11 protein-coding genes and 3 tRNA genes are annotated in these 15,796 nt (G+C 68.0%); 7 read left to right on the top strand and 7 right to left on the bottom strand.

Annotation, left to right across the window (positions count from 1 at the left end):
- Nucleotides 1–230 precede the first annotated feature (230 nt).
- Nucleotides 231–1,628 (bottom strand): ATP-binding protein, encoded by a 1,398-nt coding sequence (locus tag C1925_RS07450; RefSeq protein WP_108770647.1) that lies wholly within the window; start codon nt 1,626–1,628, stop codon nt 231–233.
- Between the two features lie 6 nt (nt 1,629–1,634).
- The gene (locus C1925_RS07445) at nt 1,635–2,363 is read right to left on the bottom strand and encodes a response regulator (RefSeq protein ID WP_079221281.1); all 729 of its coding nucleotides are present in this window, start codon (nt 2,361–2,363) and stop codon (nt 1,635–1,637) included.
- 205 nt (nt 2,364–2,568) lie between these two features.
- Between C1925_RS07445 and C1925_RS07440 the strand changes: the two genes are divergently transcribed.
- Genes C1925_RS07440 through C1925_RS07430 form a run of 3 tightly spaced genes read left to right on the top strand, consistent with a single transcriptional unit; the run spans nt 2,569 to nt 7,207 of the window.
- On the top strand, nt 2,569–3,816 hold the full coding sequence (locus tag C1925_RS07440) for an efflux RND transporter periplasmic adaptor subunit (protein ID WP_108768333.1): 1,248 nt from the start codon (nt 2,569–2,571) through the stop codon (nt 3,814–3,816).
- Nucleotides 3,813–5,771: a MacB family efflux pump subunit gene (locus C1925_RS07435; RefSeq protein WP_108768332.1), complete on the top strand. Its 1,959-nt coding sequence runs from the start codon at nt 3,813–3,815 to the stop codon at nt 5,769–5,771. Before C1925_RS07440 ends, C1925_RS07435 begins: the two co-directional genes overlap by 4 nt.
- The gene (locus C1925_RS07430; RefSeq protein ID WP_108768331.1) at nt 5,768–7,207 is read left to right on the top strand and encodes an efflux transporter outer membrane subunit; all 1,440 of its coding nucleotides are present in this window, start codon (nt 5,768–5,770) and stop codon (nt 7,205–7,207) included. Before C1925_RS07435 ends, C1925_RS07430 begins: the two co-directional genes overlap by 4 nt.
- A gap of 196 nt (nt 7,208–7,403) precedes the next feature.
- On the opposite strand, the gene rlmB is transcribed toward C1925_RS07430, so the two are convergent.
- The 3 genes from rlmB to rnr form a co-directional block, all read right to left on the bottom strand.
- The gene (rlmB, locus tag C1925_RS07425; RefSeq protein ID WP_079221277.1) at nt 7,404–8,147 is read right to left on the bottom strand and encodes a 23S rRNA (guanosine(2251)-2'-O)-methyltransferase RlmB; all 744 of its coding nucleotides are present in this window, start codon (nt 8,145–8,147) and stop codon (nt 7,404–7,406) included.
- 275 nt (nt 8,148–8,422) lie between these two features.
- Nucleotides 8,423–8,917: a GFA family protein gene (locus C1925_RS07415; protein ID WP_108768330.1), complete on the bottom strand. Its 495-nt coding sequence runs from the start codon at nt 8,915–8,917 to the stop codon at nt 8,423–8,425.
- 120 nt (nt 8,918–9,037) lie between these two features.
- The gene (gene rnr, locus C1925_RS07410; RefSeq protein ID WP_108768329.1) at nt 9,038–11,503 is read right to left on the bottom strand and encodes a ribonuclease R; all 2,466 of its coding nucleotides are present in this window, start codon (nt 11,501–11,503) and stop codon (nt 9,038–9,040) included.
- 128 nt (nt 11,504–11,631) lie between these two features.
- Between rnr and C1925_RS07405 the strand changes: the two genes are divergently transcribed.
- Nucleotides 11,632–11,716: transfer RNA gene (locus C1925_RS07405), tRNA-Leu, on the top strand.
- A gap of 159 nt (nt 11,717–11,875) precedes the next feature.
- Nucleotides 11,876–11,962, top strand: a tRNA-Leu gene (locus tag C1925_RS07400).
- Nucleotides 11,963–12,122: 160 nt separating this feature from the next.
- Here the strand turns inward: C1925_RS07400 and C1925_RS07395 are convergent.
- A complete protein-coding gene (locus C1925_RS07395) occupies nt 12,123–12,869 on the bottom strand; it encodes a sulfite exporter TauE/SafE family protein (protein ID WP_108768328.1) in 747 nt (248 codons plus the stop codon).
- A 96-nt stretch (nt 12,870–12,965) separates the two neighbouring features.
- Here C1925_RS07395 and C1925_RS07390 point away from each other — a divergent pair, with 96 nt between their 5' ends.
- Both C1925_RS07390 and C1925_RS07385 read left to right on the top strand, forming a co-directional pair.
- Nucleotides 12,966–13,865 carry a LysR substrate-binding domain-containing protein gene (locus C1925_RS07390; protein ID WP_108768327.1) on the top strand — a complete coding sequence of 300 codons (900 nt, stop codon included), beginning with the start codon at nt 12,966–12,968 and terminating at the stop codon, nt 13,863–13,865.
- Nucleotides 13,866–13,915: 50 nt separating this feature from the next.
- A tRNA-Leu gene (locus C1925_RS07385) sits at nt 13,916–14,002 on the top strand.
- A gap of 205 nt (nt 14,003–14,207) precedes the next feature.
- Here the strand turns inward: C1925_RS07385 and emrB are convergent.
- Nucleotides 14,208–15,794 carry a multidrug efflux MFS transporter permease subunit EmrB gene (gene emrB, locus C1925_RS07380; protein WP_108768326.1) on the bottom strand — a complete coding sequence of 529 codons (1,587 nt, stop codon included), beginning with the start codon at nt 15,792–15,794 and terminating at the stop codon, nt 14,208–14,210.
- Nucleotides 15,795–15,796: the final 2 nt, after the last annotated feature.

Genomic DNA, 15,796 nt, shown 5'->3' with positions numbered 1-15,796 from the left:
CGGGCGGCACGGGGCCGCGCGCCGGTGTGAACAGGCTGGCTCATCGCGGGAACTGTGGGGAGATGGGGCGAATGATAGGCCAAACACCCCCCTCGGCGTCACCGCGGCGTGAAAGCCGGGGTCTGAGGCGGGGTCAGAGCCCTTACGCCTGCGGCGGAAGGGATCCGACCCGGGGTCGGATCCCTCTGCGCACGCAGAGGGCTCTGACCCCAGCTATCCGGACGCCCGACTCAGCGCCCGGCCACCGGGCTGCCCGCCGGCCACTGCACCACCGCTTCCAGTCCGCCCTCGGGGCGGTTGCGCAGCCACAGCCGGGCGCCATCCTTCTCGGCCAGGGCGCGGGCGATGGTCAGGCCCAGGCCGGCGCCGCCGGTCTGCCGCGAGCGCGAGGTTTCCACCCGCACGAAGGGATCGAACACCGCTTCGAGCTGGTCGTCGGCCAGCCCCGGGCCGTCGTCTGCCACCACCACGGTGATGCCGCCGCCGCTGCGGTCCACCCTCACCCGCACGCGCTCGGCATACATCACCGCGTTGTCCACCAGGTTGGAGAACAGGCGGTGCATGGCCAGCGGCCGCAGCATCAGCACCGCGCCACTGGCGCCTTCGAAGGCCACGTCGGCGCCCGCCTCGGCGGTGTCCTCGACGATGCTTTCCAGCAGCGAATCCAGGTCGAGGGCGGCGCGCTGTTCGGCGCTCTCGGCGCTGCGGGCGAGTTCGAGGCCTTCGCGCACCAGGGCCTGCATCGCCGCCAGGTCGCCGATCAGGCGCTCGCGCAGGATCTCGTCGGTCACGTTTTCCAGGCGCAGGCGCAGCCGGGTCAGCGGCGTCTGCAGGTCGTGGGTGATCGCCGCCAGCATCTGCGTGCGTTCGGCCAGGTGCCGCTGCAGCCGCTGCTGCATGGCGTTGAAGGCTTCGGCAGCGCGCTGCACTTCGCGCGGGCCGCGCAGGGGCAGCGGGTCGCGCTGCAGGTCGTCGCCCAGTTCCTCGGCGGCCGAGGCCAGTTCCTGCAGCGGCGCGCTGGCCATGCGCGAAACGATATAGGCCAGCACGGCGATCGCCAGCACCAGCAGGGTCAGGAACAGCGGGTCCACGGCCAGCACGCCGTTGTGCGCCACCGCCGGCGAATCCAGCGCCAGCTTCAGCGTGGTGCCATCGCTGAGGACCACGTCCACGGCCCGGCACTTGGGCGGGATGAAGGACGGGTCGCGTTCACGCGGCGGGCGCCGGTGGCCCGGCGGTGGCGGCGGCAGCAGTTCCTGCAGCTTGGGGATGCACGAGCGGAACGAGGTGAAGTGCACATGCGCGCGCGCCACCGGTCCGGGGCGGTCATCGAGCACTTCCATCAGCGCCGTATCGACGCGGCCCAGGCGAGCGCCGGGCTGCAGCGCGCGCACGCTCGGCCCGCCCATTTCCAGCAGGCGGTCGCGCAGTTCCGGATTGCCGTCGAGCAGGTTGACGTAGCCCTGCAGGCGGTCGGCGATGCGGTTGAGGTTCTGCCGCTCGAATTCCTGCTGGCGCTTGGACGTGGCCAGCATGGTCGCGCCGATCGCGGCCACCGACATGCCCAGCAGCAGGATCACGAACAGCCGCCCCACCATCGAGGACAGGAAGTGGCGCAGGCGCTTGATCACGGCTTATTCCAGGTTGACGGCCGAGGCCAGTACATAGCCTTCATTGCGCACGGTCTTGATCAGGCCATCGGGCCCGCCATCGTCGGCCAGCTTGTTGCGCAGCCGGCTGACCTGCAGGTCGATCGCGCGGTCCTGCGCCTCGTAGTTGCGGCCGCTGCTGAGCGCCACCAGCTGTTCGCGCGAGAGCACCTTGTTGGCGTGCGCGATGAACACCCGCAGCAGGCGGAACTCGGCGCCGGACAGCACCACCACGCGGCCATCGGGGTCGACCAGGTGGCGGTGTTCCAGATCGAAGATCCAGCGCGAGAAGCGCGCGCGGCGCACCGCGAGCGGCTCCAGGTTGGCCGGCAGCGCCTCGGTCCGGCGCAGCACGTTGCGGATGCGCGCCAGCAGCTCGCGCGGTTCGAACGGCTTGGCCAGGTAATCGTCGGCGCCCATCTCCAGGCCCAGCACGCGGTCGATCGGCTCGGCACGTGCGGTGAGCATGATCACCGGCGTGTTCGAACGCGCACGCAGGTCGCGGCACAGGGTCAGGCCATCCTCGCGCGGCAGGTTGAGGTCGAGCACGATCAGGTCCACGTGCTCGCGCTCCAGCAGCTGTCGCATGCTGGTGCCGTCGGCCGCGGTGCTGACCAGATAGCCGGCGCGGCCGAGCTGTTCGGCCAGCAGGGTGCGGATGTCATTGTCGTCGTCGACGATCAACAGGCGATGCATCGGGTTTTCAGTCTCCATGTCGCGATTTTCCCGTGTCGGGAGCTGAACCGCATCCTGTCCAGTGCGTACCACTGTATCCACGCCGGGGCCGGATACCTGCAGTTACGCGTTTCGGCCGACAGTGTTACACACAGACACACCCCGAGGATTGAGCCTGCCTGCGCCCGATCTTCACAATGCCCACCAATGCCGCTGCGGCGGCCTGCCCGAGTGAAGCCCGCACGTGATCTCCCGCCTGTTGCCCGCGACCCGCCGGGGTCGTCTGATCGTGATTGTCCTGCTTGTCGTCATTCCTGCCGCGTGCGCCTGGTGGCTGCTGCGCAAGCCTGCCGCCCCGGCCCTGGCCACCAGCCCGGTCAGCCGCGGCGACATCGAACAGACGGTGGAAGCCACCGGCGTGATCGATGCCTACAAGCTGGTCAGCGTCGGTGCGCAGGCCTCGGGCCAGATCAAATCGCTGAAGGTGCAGCTGGGCGATACGGTTAAGGAAGGCGACCTGATCGCCGAGATCGACGCCACCACCCAGCAGAACCAGGTGCTCAACGCCCAGGCCTCGCTGGACCAGGTGATCGCCCAGCGCGCCGTGCAGCAGGCCAGCCTGCGCCAGGCCGAGCTGGACTTCGCCCGGCAGAAGGAGATGCTGGCCGCCGAGGCCACCTCGCGGCAGGAATACGATGCCGCCGAGGCCACGCTCAAGACCGCCCGCGCCCAGCTGCAGTCGTACGAGGCGCAGATCAAGGGCCGCGAAACCGAGCTCGGCACCGCCCGCGCCAACCTGGCCTACACCCGCATCACCGCGCCGATGGACGGCACCGTGGTCGCGGTGGTAGCAGAGGAAGGCCGCACGGTGAACGCCAACCAGACCGCGCCGACCATCGTCATGCTGGCGCGCCTGGACGTGGTCACCGTCAACGCCGAAGTCTCCGAGGCTGACGTGGTCAAGATCAAGGCCGGCATGCCGGTGTACTTCACCACCCTGGGCGACCCGGACCGCAAGTACCACGCCACGCTGCGCCAGATCAATCCGGCGCCGTCGTCCATTGCCAACGAAAGCTCGTCCAGTTCCAGCAGCTCGTCCAGCTCAAGTTCCAGCAGCGCGGTCTACTACAACGCGCTGTTCGACGTGGAAAACCCCGATGGCACCCTGCGCATCGACATGACCGCACAGGTCTCGGTGCTGCTGCAGCAGGCCAAGGGCGCGCTGCTGGTGCCGGCCGTGGCGCTGGGCCCGAAGACGCGTGACGGCGAGCGCGTGGTGCGCGTGGTCAACGAGCAGGGCCAGCCGCAGCCGCGCAAGGTCAAGGTCGGCATCAACAACGGTGCCTCCGCGCAGATCCTGTCCGGGCTGAAGGAAGGCGAGCGCGTGGTGGTCGGCGAAGGCGGTGCGGCCGCAGCCGGCAGCGGCACCGGCAACCGCAGCGGCGGCGCGATGCGCATGGGCCCGCCCGGTGGCATGGGCCCGCGCCGATGAGCACGACGGCGCCCCTGCTGCGCCTGCGTGACCTGCGCCGCGAGTTCCCGGCCGGCGAGGATGTCATCGCCGTGCTGCGCGACGTCAACCTGGACATCCATGCCGGTGAGATGGTCGCCATCGTCGGCCAGTCCGGCTCGGGCAAGTCGACGCTGATGAACATCCTCGGCTGCCTGGACCGCCCGACCCGCGGCAGCTACCAGGTGGCCGGCCGCGAAACCGGAAAGATGGAGCCGGACGAGCTGGCCGAACTTCGCCGTGGCCATTTCGGTTTCATCTTCCAGCGCTACCACCTGCTGGGCGACCTCGATGCGCGCGGCAACGTGGAAGTGCCGGCAGTGTATGCCGGCAGCCCCGGGCCGACCCGCAACGCGCGCGCCGAGCAGCTGCTGCAGCGGCTGGGCCTGCACGACCGCATGCACCACAAGCCGGGCCAGCTGTCCGGCGGCCAGCAGCAGCGCGTGTCGATCGCCCGCGCCCTGATGAACGGCGGCGAGGTGATCCTGGCCGACGAACCGACCGGCGCGCTGGACACGAAATCCGGTGAGGAAGTGATGGCCATCCTCGGCGAGCTGCATGCCGAAGGCCACACCATCATCATCGTCACCCACGACATGAGCGTGGCCGAGCACGCCCAGCGCATCATCGAGATCCGCGACGGCGAGATCATCGCCGACCGCGCCAATCCGAAAGCCCCCAGCTACCGTGCGCAGCGCCAGCCCAGCGCAGACGTCGCCCATGGCAGCAGCTGGCGCGCGGCCCGCGACCGCTTCACCGAGGCGTTCCGGATGGCGCTGCTGGCGATGAACGCCCACCGCCTGCGCACCTTCCTGACCATGCTCGGCATCATCATCGGCATCGCCTCGGTGGTATCGGTGGTGGCGCTGGGCAACGGTTCGCAGCAGCAGATCCTGCAGAACATCAGCGCGCTGGGCACCAACACCATCGACGTCTACCCCGGCCGCGGCTTCGGTGACATGCGCTCGGCGCGCGTGCAGACGCTGAAGGCCACCGATGCCGATGCGCTGTCGCAGCAGAGCTACGTGGACAGCGCCACGCCCAGCGTGTCGACCTCGGTGACCGCGCGCTACCGCAACCAGTCGGCGACGGCACAGATCAGCGGCGTCGGCGAGCAGTATTTCCGGGTGAAGGGCGTGACCCTGCTCGACGGCAGCTTCTTCGACACCGACGCGATCCGCGGCCTGGCCCAGGTGGGGGTGATCGACGAGAACACGAAGACCCAGTTCTTTCCCGACAGCGACCCGATCGGCCAGGTGATCCTGCTGGGCAACGTGCCGGTGCGCGTGGTCGGCGTGGCCAAGAAGCAGAGCTTCGGCTTCGGTGGCAGCACCAGCCTGGGCGTGTTCGTGCCCTACACCGCGGTGATGTCGCGCATGCTGGGGCAGAGCTACGTCTCCAGCATCACCGTGCGCGTCAATGATGAAACACCGATGGATGCCGCTCAGGAGGCCATCACCCGGCTGCTGACCCTGCGCCACGGCACCGAGGATTTCTTCCTCAGCAACAGCGCCGAGATCCGCGAGACCATCGAGCAGACCACGCGCACGATGACCCTGCTGATTGGCGCGATCGCCGCCATCGCCCTGCTGGTCGGCGGCATCGGCGTGATGAACATCATGCTGGTGTCGGTGACCGAACGTACCCGCGAGATCGGCGTGCGCATGGCCGTGGGTGCGCGGCAGAGCGACATCCGCCAGCAGTTCCTGATCGAAGCGGTGCTGGTGTGCCTGATCGGCGGCCTGCTCGGCATCGGCCTGGCCCTGCTGCTGGGCGTGCTGATCGGCCACTTCTCCAGCAATTTCCAGGTGGTGTTCTCCACTGCCTCGATCATCGCCGCGTTTGCCTGCTCGACCCTGATCGGCGTGGCGTTTGGATTCCTGCCGGCACGCAATGCCGCCCAGCTCGACCCGGTGGAGGCCCTGGCCCGCGAATGAAGATGATGACCCGACTGACCTCCCCTGCCCCTTCGCGCCTGCTGCTGGCCGGCGCCGTGCTGCTCGCCCTGTCCGGCTGCGCCTCGGTGGGCCGCTACCCGACCGAAGACCCGGCCGTGGCCGCGACCTATGGCCGCGGCGATGCCACCCTCAACGCGCCGGCCGATGACCCGCGCAGCAGCCTGGACACCCCGGGCCGCGACGTCCGCCAGGACACCTGGTGGACCGGCTTCGGTGACGAGCGCCTGGACCGTCTGGTGGCGCAGGCCCTGGCCGCCAACAGCGACCTGGGTGCCGCCGGCCTGGCCGTGCAGCGCGCCCGCCTGCAGGCCGGCCTGGCCAGCAACGCGCTCTGGCCGCAGCCGTCCTCGTCCGGCGTCAGCGCCAGCGGCAGCCGTCCCACCGACCAGGCCGCCGACTGGAGCCGCGGCTATTCCACCGGCGTGTCGCTGTCGTGGGAGGTGGACCTGTGGGGCCGCCTGCGCACCGCGCGCGACATCGCCCGCTGGGAAGCCCAGGCCAGCGAGGAGGACCGGCAGAACACCGCCCTGCTGGTGATCGGCGACACGATCAGCCAGTACTGGACGCTGGCCTACCTCAACCAGTCCATCGCCAGCGGCGAGGCCAACCTGCAGCGTCTTGAGCGCACCCGCGACCTGGTGCAGGCCCGCTTCGATGCCGGTGCGGTATCGCGGCTGGAAGTGCGCCAGGCCCTGCAGAACCTGGAATCGCAGCGTTCGGCGCAGAGCGCGCTGGAACAGCAGCGGGTGGAAGTCCGCAACGCGTTGACCGTGCTGCTGGATGGCACGCCGTGGCCGCAGCAGGATGAGCCGCAGGATCTGCAGGCCGCCCGCAGCCCCGGCATCGACGAAGGCCTGCCGGCCGACCTGCTGGGCCGCCGCCCCGACCTGCGCGCGGCCGAGCTGCGCCTGCGCAACAGCCTGAAGACCATCAAGGTGACCGCCACCCAGTACTACCCGGCGCTGAGCCTGACCGGCAGCCTCGGTTCGAGCGCGACCTCGCTGGGGGATGTGCTGCGCAACCCGGTGGCCACGCTGGGCGCCGGCCTGTCGCTGCCCTTCCTCAACCTGCAGCGTGCGCAGCTGGACACCGACATCGCCGGTACCGCCTACCAGATTGCCGCGACCAACTTCCGCAAGACGCTGTACACCGCGCTTTCGGAAGTGGACAACGCGCTGTCCGCGCGCGAGCAGCTGGCGCGCCAGGTGGCCGCTTCGCAGGCCTCGTATGATCAGGCCGTGGAAGTGGAGCGTGCGCAGGAAGTGCGCTACCGGGTGGGTGCTACCGACCTGCGTACCTGGCTGGAAGCACAGCAGACCCGGCGCGATGCCGAGCTGTCGCTGGCGCGCGTGCGGCAGAGCCAGCTGAACAACGACGTGACCCTGTTCAAGGCGCTGGGCGGCAGCGCGGGGTAAGGCGATGCGGGGCTGCGATCTGTCGGAATCTGCTGCTGATGGTGGGTGCCGACCGTTGGTCGGCACGGGCCCTGACGCTGGTTCTGCTCTGGTAGGTGTCGACCTTGGTCGACACGATTCTTCCGATCAAAAAAAGGGGTCAGATCTCTTCTCCCGTGGGAGAGGGATCTGACCCCGATCACGTCGTACCGGCCGATCAACCGCGCTGGCGCACGGCCTCGAACAGGCTGACGCCGGCGGCGACGGAGACGTTCAGGCTCTCAATCTCGCCCGGCATCGGGATCTTGACCAGGCCATCGCAGTTCTCGCGGGTCAGGCGGCGCAGGCCGTCGGCTTCGCCGCCCAGCACCAGGGCGATGTTGCCCTTCAGGTCCAGCTGGTACAGCGACGCGGTGGCTTCACCGGCCAGGCCGTAGATCCACACGCCCTGCTTCTGCAGGTCCTTCAGGCAGCGCGACAGGTTGGTCACCGCCACCACCGGGATGAGGTCGGCGGCGCCGGCCGAGGTCTTGCGGACCGTGGCATTGACCGTGGCCGACTTGTCCTTGGGGATGATCACCGCGGTGGCACCGGCGGCGGCGGCCGAACGCAGGCAGGCGCCCAGGTTGTGCGGGTCCTGCACCTCGTCCAGCACCAGCAGCAGGGCCTTGCCTTCGGCGGCGGTGACCAGGCCTTCCAGCTCGTTCTCGCTGTAGGTGCGGGCGGCGGCATAGCGCGCGGCCACGCCCTGGTGGCGCACCGAGCCGCCGACACCGTCCAGCGCCTGGCTGTTGACCTTGCGCACGTCGATGCCCTTGCGGCGGGCGTTTTCCTCGATTTCGACCAGGCGCGGGTTCTTCGCACCGGCCTCGACCAGCACTTCGCGGACGTTGTCGGCGTCGTTCTCGATGGAGGAGGCGACGGCGTTGACGCCGACGATCCACTGGCTGTTCTTGCTCATGCGGGGGCCGAACCGGAAAGGGGGTGGCTATGGTAGAGCATCGGCGGCGGCCGCGCTGCGCGCTCGCCTGGCATGGCCCGGCGCTACCTGCCGGGTGCCGCTCGTTGGTTGGTGGGTGCGGACCGTTGGTTGGTGGGTGCGGACCGTTGGTTGGTGGGTGCGGACCGTTGGTTGGTGGGTGCGGACCGTTGGTTGGTGGGTGCGGACCGTTGGTCCGCACGCCTTCACCTGCCGCGCTGCGCGCTCGCCGGGCATGGCCCGGCGCTACCCGCCGTTCATCCTTCCGCTGAACGGGTGCGCGGCGGCCAGTGCGGGGTGTCGTGGTCGGGGTGCTGGTGGGACACGATCGTGGCCAGGAACTCCAGCGCGGCCACGTCCTCCTCGGTGCGGCGGCCGGGCAGCAGGCCCAGGCCATCCACGAAGGGCAGCTTGCGCTCCATGCCGTACTGCAGGGTCGGCGGCAGGCGCTCGGGTTCGTCGAAGGCGCCAGCGGCCACGGCCATGCCGTCCGGGGCCTCGTAGGTCAGCGGGGTGCCGCAGTCACCGCAGAAGCCGCGGCGGACCACGTTGGAGGACTGGAAATAGCGCGGCTGGCCGCGGGTCCAGCTGAACTGCGCGCCGCGCACCGAGACCAGCGGCGCGTAGTAGGCGCCGAACGCCTTCTGGCACATCCGGCAGTGGCAGATCGAGCTGTCGGTGAGGGCGCCGCGCGCCTCGAAGCGGATGGCGCCGCATTGGCAGCCGCCGCGGTACTCGGGTTGGCCTTGCATGCTGGGTTCCTCCGGAACGTCGTGCCAACCAAGGTTGGCACCTACAGGGTGAGGAATGTGCCAACCAACGGTTGGCACCTACCGGGCAAGGTGGGTGCCGACCGTTGGTCGGCACACCTTTCAATACTGCTTTTTGGTGCGCTTGGCCGGCTTGCCGCGTTCGGGCAGCGGCGGCAGGCCATCGCCCTCGTCTTCGCCCTTGTGCTCGACCAGGCGGAAGTCGATCTTGCGCTCTTCCATGCTGGCCTTCAGCACCAGGATGCGCACGCGGTCGCCCAGCCGGTAGCTGCTGCCGCGGCGTTCGCCGGTCAGCGTCTTGCGGGTGGCGTCGAACTTGTAATAGTCCTGCGGCAGCTGGGTCACGTGGACCAGGCCCTGCACCTTGGAATCATCCAGCTCCACGAACAGGCCGAAGCTGGTCACGCCGCTGATCACGCCGTCGAACTGGCCGCCCACGTGCTTTTCCATCCACGCGGCGCGGTAGCGCTCGTCGACCTCGCGCTCGGCCTCGTCGGCACGACGCTCGCGCTCGGAGCACTGCAGCGCCAGCGCAGCCATCTCGCGGGCGTTGTAGGTGAACTTGTCCAGCGGCTTGCCGGACAGCGCGTGCTTGATCGCACGGTGCACCAGCAGGTCGGGATAACGACGGATCGGCGAGGTGAAGTGCGCGTAGGCCTCCAGCGCCAGGCCGAAGTGACCATTGTTGTCCGGGCTGTAGACCGCCAGGCTCTGGCTGCGCAGCAGCACCGATTCCAGCAGCGTGGCATCGGGACGGTCGCGGATCTTCTTCAGCAGCTTGGTGTAGTCGCCCGGGCGCACCTTCGACCACGGCGGCAGGCTCAGCTTGAACTCCTTGAGGAATTCCAGCAGGTCGGCGAACTTGGTCTCCGGCGGCTTCTCGTGGACGCGGTACGGGGCCGGCACATGGCGCGACAGCAGGTACTTGGCCGCCTCCACGTTGGCCGCGATCATGCATTCCTCGATCAGCTTGTGCGCATCGTTGCGCACCAGCATGCCGGCCTGGGTCACCTCGCCACGGTTGTCCAGCACGAAGCGCACCTCGCTGCTTTCAAACTCGATGGCGCCGCGCTTGGCACGCGCCTTCGACAGGACCTTGTACAGCTGGTGCAGGCGCTGCACCTGTGGCAGCAGCTCGCCCATCCATGCCTTGGTATCGGCATCGTCCTCGCCCACCGCCTTCCACACCTGGGTGTAGGTCAGGCGCGCGTGCGAGTTCATCACCGCTTCGTAGAAGCGCGAATGGCTGACCACGCCGTCGCGGTCGATCTGCATGTCGCAGACGAAGCACATGCGGTCGACCTTGGGCATCAGCGAGCAGATGCCGTTGGACAGGGTCTCGGGCAGCATCGGCACCACGAAACCCGGGAAATACACCGACGTGGCGCGCTTCTGCGCTTCCTCGTCCAGCGGCGTGCCGGGGCGCACGTAGTTGGAGACATCGGCAATGGCCACCACCAGGCGGAAGCCATCGGCATTCGGTTCGCAGTAGACCGCGTCATCGAAGTCCTTGGCATCTTCACCGTCGATGGTCACCAGCGGCGTGCTGCGCAGGTCGACGCGGTCGCCGATCATCGCCGGCTCGACCACCATCGGCACCGAGGCGGCTTCGTCCAGCACTTCCTGCGGGAACTCGAACGGCAGTTCGTGGCCGTGGATGGCGGTCTCCACCACCAGCGACGCGGTCAGCTTGTCGCCGAGCACGGCGATGATGCGGCCGATCGGCGGGCGACGGCTGTCCGGTGCCTGGGTCAGTTCGCAGACCACCAGCTGGCCATCGCGCGCGCCACCGGTCTGGTCCGGCGGCACCTGCACGTTGCGCTGGATGCGCTTGTCATCGGGCACCACGTAATTGATGCCCATTTCAATGCTGAAGCGACCGATCAGGCGGGTCATGCCGCGCTCGAGCACGCGGGCGATGCTGCCTTCGCGGCGGCCACGGTGGTCGATGCCGGTCACGCGGGCCAGCACCTTGTCGCCGTGCATCACCTTGCGCATTTCATAGGGCGGCAGGAACAGGTCGTCGCCGCCCTCGACCGGGCGCAGGAAGCCGAACCCTTCCGGGTTGGCGATCACCACGCCGGTGACCAGGTTCAGGGTCTGGATCGGCGCAAAGCCGCCGCGGCGGTTCTGCACCAGCTGGCCGTCACGGACCATGGCGCCGAGCCGGCGCGACAGTGCCTCGGCACGGTCGGCTGCGGTCAGGCCCAGGCGCGCGCCCAGTTCCTCGGCGGTCTGCGGCCCGTCGCAGCGCTCCAGCAGGGCCAGGATGGCCTCGCGGCTGGCGATGGGCTGTTCGTACTTCTCGGCTTCGCGGGCGGCATAGGGATCGTCGATCACCTTGCCGGTCGGCGGCAGCTTGCGGCCCGGGGCCGGGCCCGGTGCGGCGGCATCCATGCCGCGGCCCTTGCGGCCGCGCGGCGGTGCACCGCCTTCATTCAATTCGGGGAACCAGCCCGGCAACGGCTTGCCCGGCTTGGTGGTGCGGGCTGCGCCCGCCTTGGCGCCCTTGGTCGGGGCCTGGCTGCGGGACTTGCTCCCGCCCTTGCTTGGTTTTTTGGTAGTCATCGCCCTACATGGTAGCCGTTGCGGGCGTGCAGAACGGGTCAGCGGCGGCCTTGGAAGCGCCGCGTGAAATATTTGTTGGAAATCGTTGACAGCCTGCCGATTCATCTTCACAATTGCGCCTCTGGAACGCCCAGGTGGCGGAATTGGTAGACGCACTAGTTTCAGGTACTAGCGGGTAAAACCGTGGAGGTTCGAGTCCTCTCCTGGGCACCAACGAAAAAACTCCTCGCTTCGGCGGGGATTTTTTTTGCCTGTCATCCAGCAGCAGGGTCGGATCCCTTTCCAACGGAAAGGGCTCTGACTCCATCGCGAGATTGTTTTCGAGAAGTGTTGACACCCCGGTAACAACACCCCATAATCTCGCTCCTCGACGCCCAGGTGGCGGAATTGGTAGACGCACTAGCTTCAGGTGCTAGCGGGGGCAACTTCGTGGAGGTTCGAGTCCTCTCCTGGGCACCATGTCGAGAAAGAAAACAACCCGCGCAAGCGGGTTTTTTCTTGCCTGCGATCTGGGCTGCGTAGAGTCGAGCTTGCTCGACTACTCCACGCCAACAGTCGAGCAAGCTCGACGCTACGAAGGCGCATTGCGGTAGCGCCGGGCCATGCCCGGCGAACGTAATCAGAACAGCGGCCGCAGTATCAGCTCCAGCCCGAGCAGCAGCAGGAACCCAAGGAAACACGCGCGGAACACCCGTGCGCTGATGCGCTGGCGGATCACCTGCCCCAGCCACATGCCCAGCAGCGCCGGAACAACCGCCAATGCGCTCAGCCCCAACTGCTGCACACCAAACGCACCGTTGATCACCAGTCCGGTGGTCAAGGAAATGGTCGACACGGTGAACGCCAGGCCCAGCGCCTGCACCAGTTCCTCGCGCTGCATGCCCAGCGACTGCAGGTACGGCACGGCAGGCATGACGAACACACCGGTGGCACCGGTGACCATGCCGGATATCGCACCCACCAGCGGCCCCAGCCAGCGTTCGCGCCGCTGCGGCACGCGGAACACCGGCGCCACCAGCGCGTACAGCGCATACACCACCAGCGCCACGCCCAGGGCCGCCCGTGACCAGGTGTGGTCGACCCGCACCAGCAGCGCGGCCGAGCCCAGCGTCACCACCACCACTGCCAGCATCATCGGCCACAGCCGCCGCACGGTAGGGCCCAGCGAAGGACCGGACAGCAGTTGCCACGCGTTGGTGACGAAGGTGGGAATGAACAGCATCGACGCCGCCGCCACTGGTGACAGTGCGCCGCCCAGCAGGCCCATCGCCACCGTCGGCAGGCCCATGCCGGTCACACCCTTGACCACGCCGGCCAGCACGAACACCACCACCAGCAACCCATAGAAGTACATCGTCTCGTTCATGCTGCCATTGGAGCGGGCGCTGCACGGGCGCACAATGCGGTCTTGCCGCCACAGCCTTCGGACCAGCCGAAGGCAGGCTCGACCGGAGCACTCAAAATGCGGATGGACATCGCCGACCTGCGCCTGTTCCTGGCCGTGGCCGACGCCGGCAGCATCACCGCCGGCGCCGCGCTGGCCAACCTGGCACTGGGCTCGGCCAGCGAACGCCTGCGCGCGATCGAAGCCGATGCGGGCACGGCACTGTTGAACCGGCATCCGCGTGGGGTCAGCCTGACCGAAGCCGGCGCCGCCCTCGCCCACCATGCACGCCTGATCCTGCAGCAGCAGGCGCAGCTGCGCGGCGAGATGGACGCCTTCGCCCACGGCGCGCGCGGCACCCTGCATCTGTATGCCAACACCGCAGCACTGACCAACTACCTGCCCTCGCGACTGGCGCCCTGGCTGGCGCAGCGGCCGCGCCTGCACGTGGAGCTGCACGAACGCACCAGCACCGACGTCGTGCGCGCGCTCGCCGCCGGCCAGGCCGAAGCCGGCATCATCAGCGACGCCGTATCGGCCGACGGCCTGCAGCGGCACGTGGTGTCCGAAGACCCGCTGGTGATGCTGCTACCCGCCAACCACCGCTTCGCGTCGCGACGCACGCTCGACTTCGTTGACGTGCTGGGCGAGACCTTCGTCGCCCTGGCCGATGGCAATGCACTGCAGACCTACGTGGAGGAACTCGCAGGCGAGGCAGGACGCCGGCTCGATGTGCGCATCCGCATGAAAACCTTCGAAGGGCTGTGCACGATGGTCGGCCATGGCATCGGCGTGGGCATCGTGCCGAAGACGATCGCGCGGCAGCATCGGCGCAGCACGCACACCGTCGCGGTACCACTTGCCGATGCCTGGGCGCAGCGTCGCCTGTGCGCGTGCTTCGCCGACTGGATGCGGTTGTCACCGGCGATGCGCAGCCTGCTGCAGCACCTCGGCGTACCGCCGCAGAAAAAAGCGTGAAATGTTGTTGACACATCCTCAGTCGTTCCCCATAATTCGTCCCCTGAGTCGCCCAGGTGGCGGAATTGGTAGACGCACTAGCTTCAGGTGCTAGCGGGGGCAACTTCGTGGAGGTTCGAGTCCTCTCCTGGGCACCATGACTCAGCAAATGATCAAACCCGCGAAAGCGGGTTTTTTCATGTCCGGCGTTCGAGAACTGCGCGAATGCGAGGGCTCCATCCACGCATGGCGTGGATCTACTGGATGATCAAACCGGCAGTAGATCCACGCCATGCGTGGATGCGCCACAAACAAAAACCCCGCCTTCCGGCGGGGTTTTGTTTTTTCATCCACAACGATCGATCAATGCCCGCCGGCAGACGCCGCACCGGCACCGGCACCGAACGGCGGCTTGGCCAGCCACAGGAACGCGATGATCGCCAGGAACGTCCAGCCCAGCAGGTAGAAGATGTCGTTGAACGCCATCTGCGATGCCTGGTGGTTGATCATGTTGTTGAGCACCGCTGCACCGTTCTGCAGGTTGCCCTGCCCCATCGCCGCCACCTGGTCCTGCATGCCCGGCTGGTAGGCCGAGATGTGTTCGGTCAGGTCGGCATGGTGCACCTGGGTGCGACGTGCCCACAGCCACGTGGTCAGCGATGCAGCGAAGCTGCCACCCAGCGTACGCAGGAACGTGGCCAGGCCCGAACCTGCGGCGATCTCGCGACCGTCCAGGTCCGACAGCAGGATCTGCAGCACCGGCATGAAGAACAGCGCCACGCCAATACCCATGATCAGCTGCACGCCGGCCACGTGCGCGTAGTCCACCTGCAGGTTGAAGTCCGAGCGCATGAAGCTGGTGAACGACAGGAACACGAAGGCGAACGAAGCGATCATGCGCATGTCGAAGCGCGAGGCGTACTTGCCCACGAACGGCGTCATGATCACCGGCAGGATGCCGATCGGCGCCGTCGCCAGGCCCGCCCAGATGGCGGTGTAGCCCATGTCACGCTGCAGCCACTGCGGGATCAGCAGCGACACGCTGAAGAACGCCGCATAGGCCACCACCATCGCCAGCGTACCGGCGCGGAAATTACGGTGACGGAACAGCTTCAGGTCGACGATCGGATCCTTGTCGGTCAGTTCCCAGATCAGGAACACCGCCAGCGCCACCACGGCCACGCAGGCCAGCACCACGATCTTGGTCGAGGAGAACCAGTCTTCGTCGTTGCCCAGGTCGAGCACCAGCTGCAGCGCGCCCACGCCGATCACCAGGGTGATCAGGCCGACGTAGTCCATCTTAGGCTTCTCGATCTGCTCCGGGCGCCCCTTCAACTGGTTGCCCACCACCAGCGCGGCGAAGATGCCCAGCGGCACGTTGATCAGGAAGATCCATTCCCAGCTGTAGTTGTCGGTGATCCAGCCACCGAGGATGGGCCCGCAGATCGGCGCCACCACGGTGATCATCGCCAGCAGCGCCAGCGCCTGCCCTCGCTTCTCGCGTGGGTAGATCGACACCAGCAGCGACTGGGTGATCGGGTACATCGGCCCGGCCACGAAGCCCTGCAGCGCACGCGACACCACCAGCATGCCCATGCTCTGCGCAAGGCCGCACAGCAGCGAGGTGATGACGAAGGCCAGCGTGGCCCAGATGAACAGCTTGCGTTCGCCGAAGCGACGGCTGAGCCAGCCGGTCAGCGGCAGCGCGATGGCCGTGCTGACCGCGAACGAGGTGATGACCCAGGTCGCCTGCTGCGAACTGGCGCCGAGGTTACCGGCGATGGTCGGCAGCGAGACGTTGGCGATGGTGGTGTCGAGCACCTGCATGAACGAGGCCATCGCCAGGCCGACGGTGCACAGGGCCACGCTGGGCGGCAGGAACCCGGAGGCCGCACCCGGCGCCGCCGGTGCGCCCGGAGTGCCGGGCGCCGCTGGAGCTTGTGCGGACATGT

The organism is Stenotrophomonas sp. SAU14A_NAIMI4_5, assembly GCF_003086795.1.
Lineage (GTDB): Bacteria > Pseudomonadota > Gammaproteobacteria > Xanthomonadales > Xanthomonadaceae > Stenotrophomonas.
Note: the sequence above shows the minus strand (reverse complement) of the source record. Positions and strands in the feature narration are given on the sequence as shown.

What these genes read in the sequence shown, in the direction of transcription:
- C1925_RS07435 (WP_108768332.1), top strand. Translation starts at nt 3,813, where the DNA reads ATGAGCACGACGGCGCCCCTGCTGCGCCTGCGTGACCTGCGCCGCGAG.
- C1925_RS07415 (WP_108768330.1), bottom strand. Translation starts at nt 8,917, where the DNA reads ATGCAAGGCCAACCCGAGTACCGCGGCGGCTGCCAATGCGGCGCCATC.
- C1925_RS07390 (WP_108768327.1), top strand. Translation starts at nt 12,966, where the DNA reads ATGCGGATGGACATCGCCGACCTGCGCCTGTTCCTGGCCGTGGCCGAC.
- C1925_RS07445 (WP_079221281.1), bottom strand. Translation starts at nt 2,363, where the DNA reads ATGGAGACTGAAAACCCGATGCATCGCCTGTTGATCGTCGACGACGAC.
- rlmB (WP_079221277.1), bottom strand. Translation starts at nt 8,147, where the DNA reads ATGAGCAAGAACAGCCAGTGGATCGTCGGCGTCAACGCCGTCGCCTCC.
- C1925_RS07430 (WP_108768331.1), top strand. Translation starts at nt 5,768, where the DNA reads ATGAAGATGATGACCCGACTGACCTCCCCTGCCCCTTCGCGCCTGCTG.
- C1925_RS07395 (WP_108768328.1), bottom strand. Translation starts at nt 12,869, where the DNA reads ATGAACGAGACGATGTACTTCTATGGGTTGCTGGTGGTGGTGTTCGTG.
- rnr (WP_108768329.1), bottom strand. Translation starts at nt 11,503, where the DNA reads ATGACTACCAAAAAACCAAGCAAGGGCGGGAGCAAGTCCCGCAGCCAG.
- emrB (WP_108768326.1), bottom strand. Translation starts at nt 15,794, where the DNA reads ATGTCCGCACAAGCTCCAGCGGCGCCCGGCACTCCGGGCGCACCGGCG.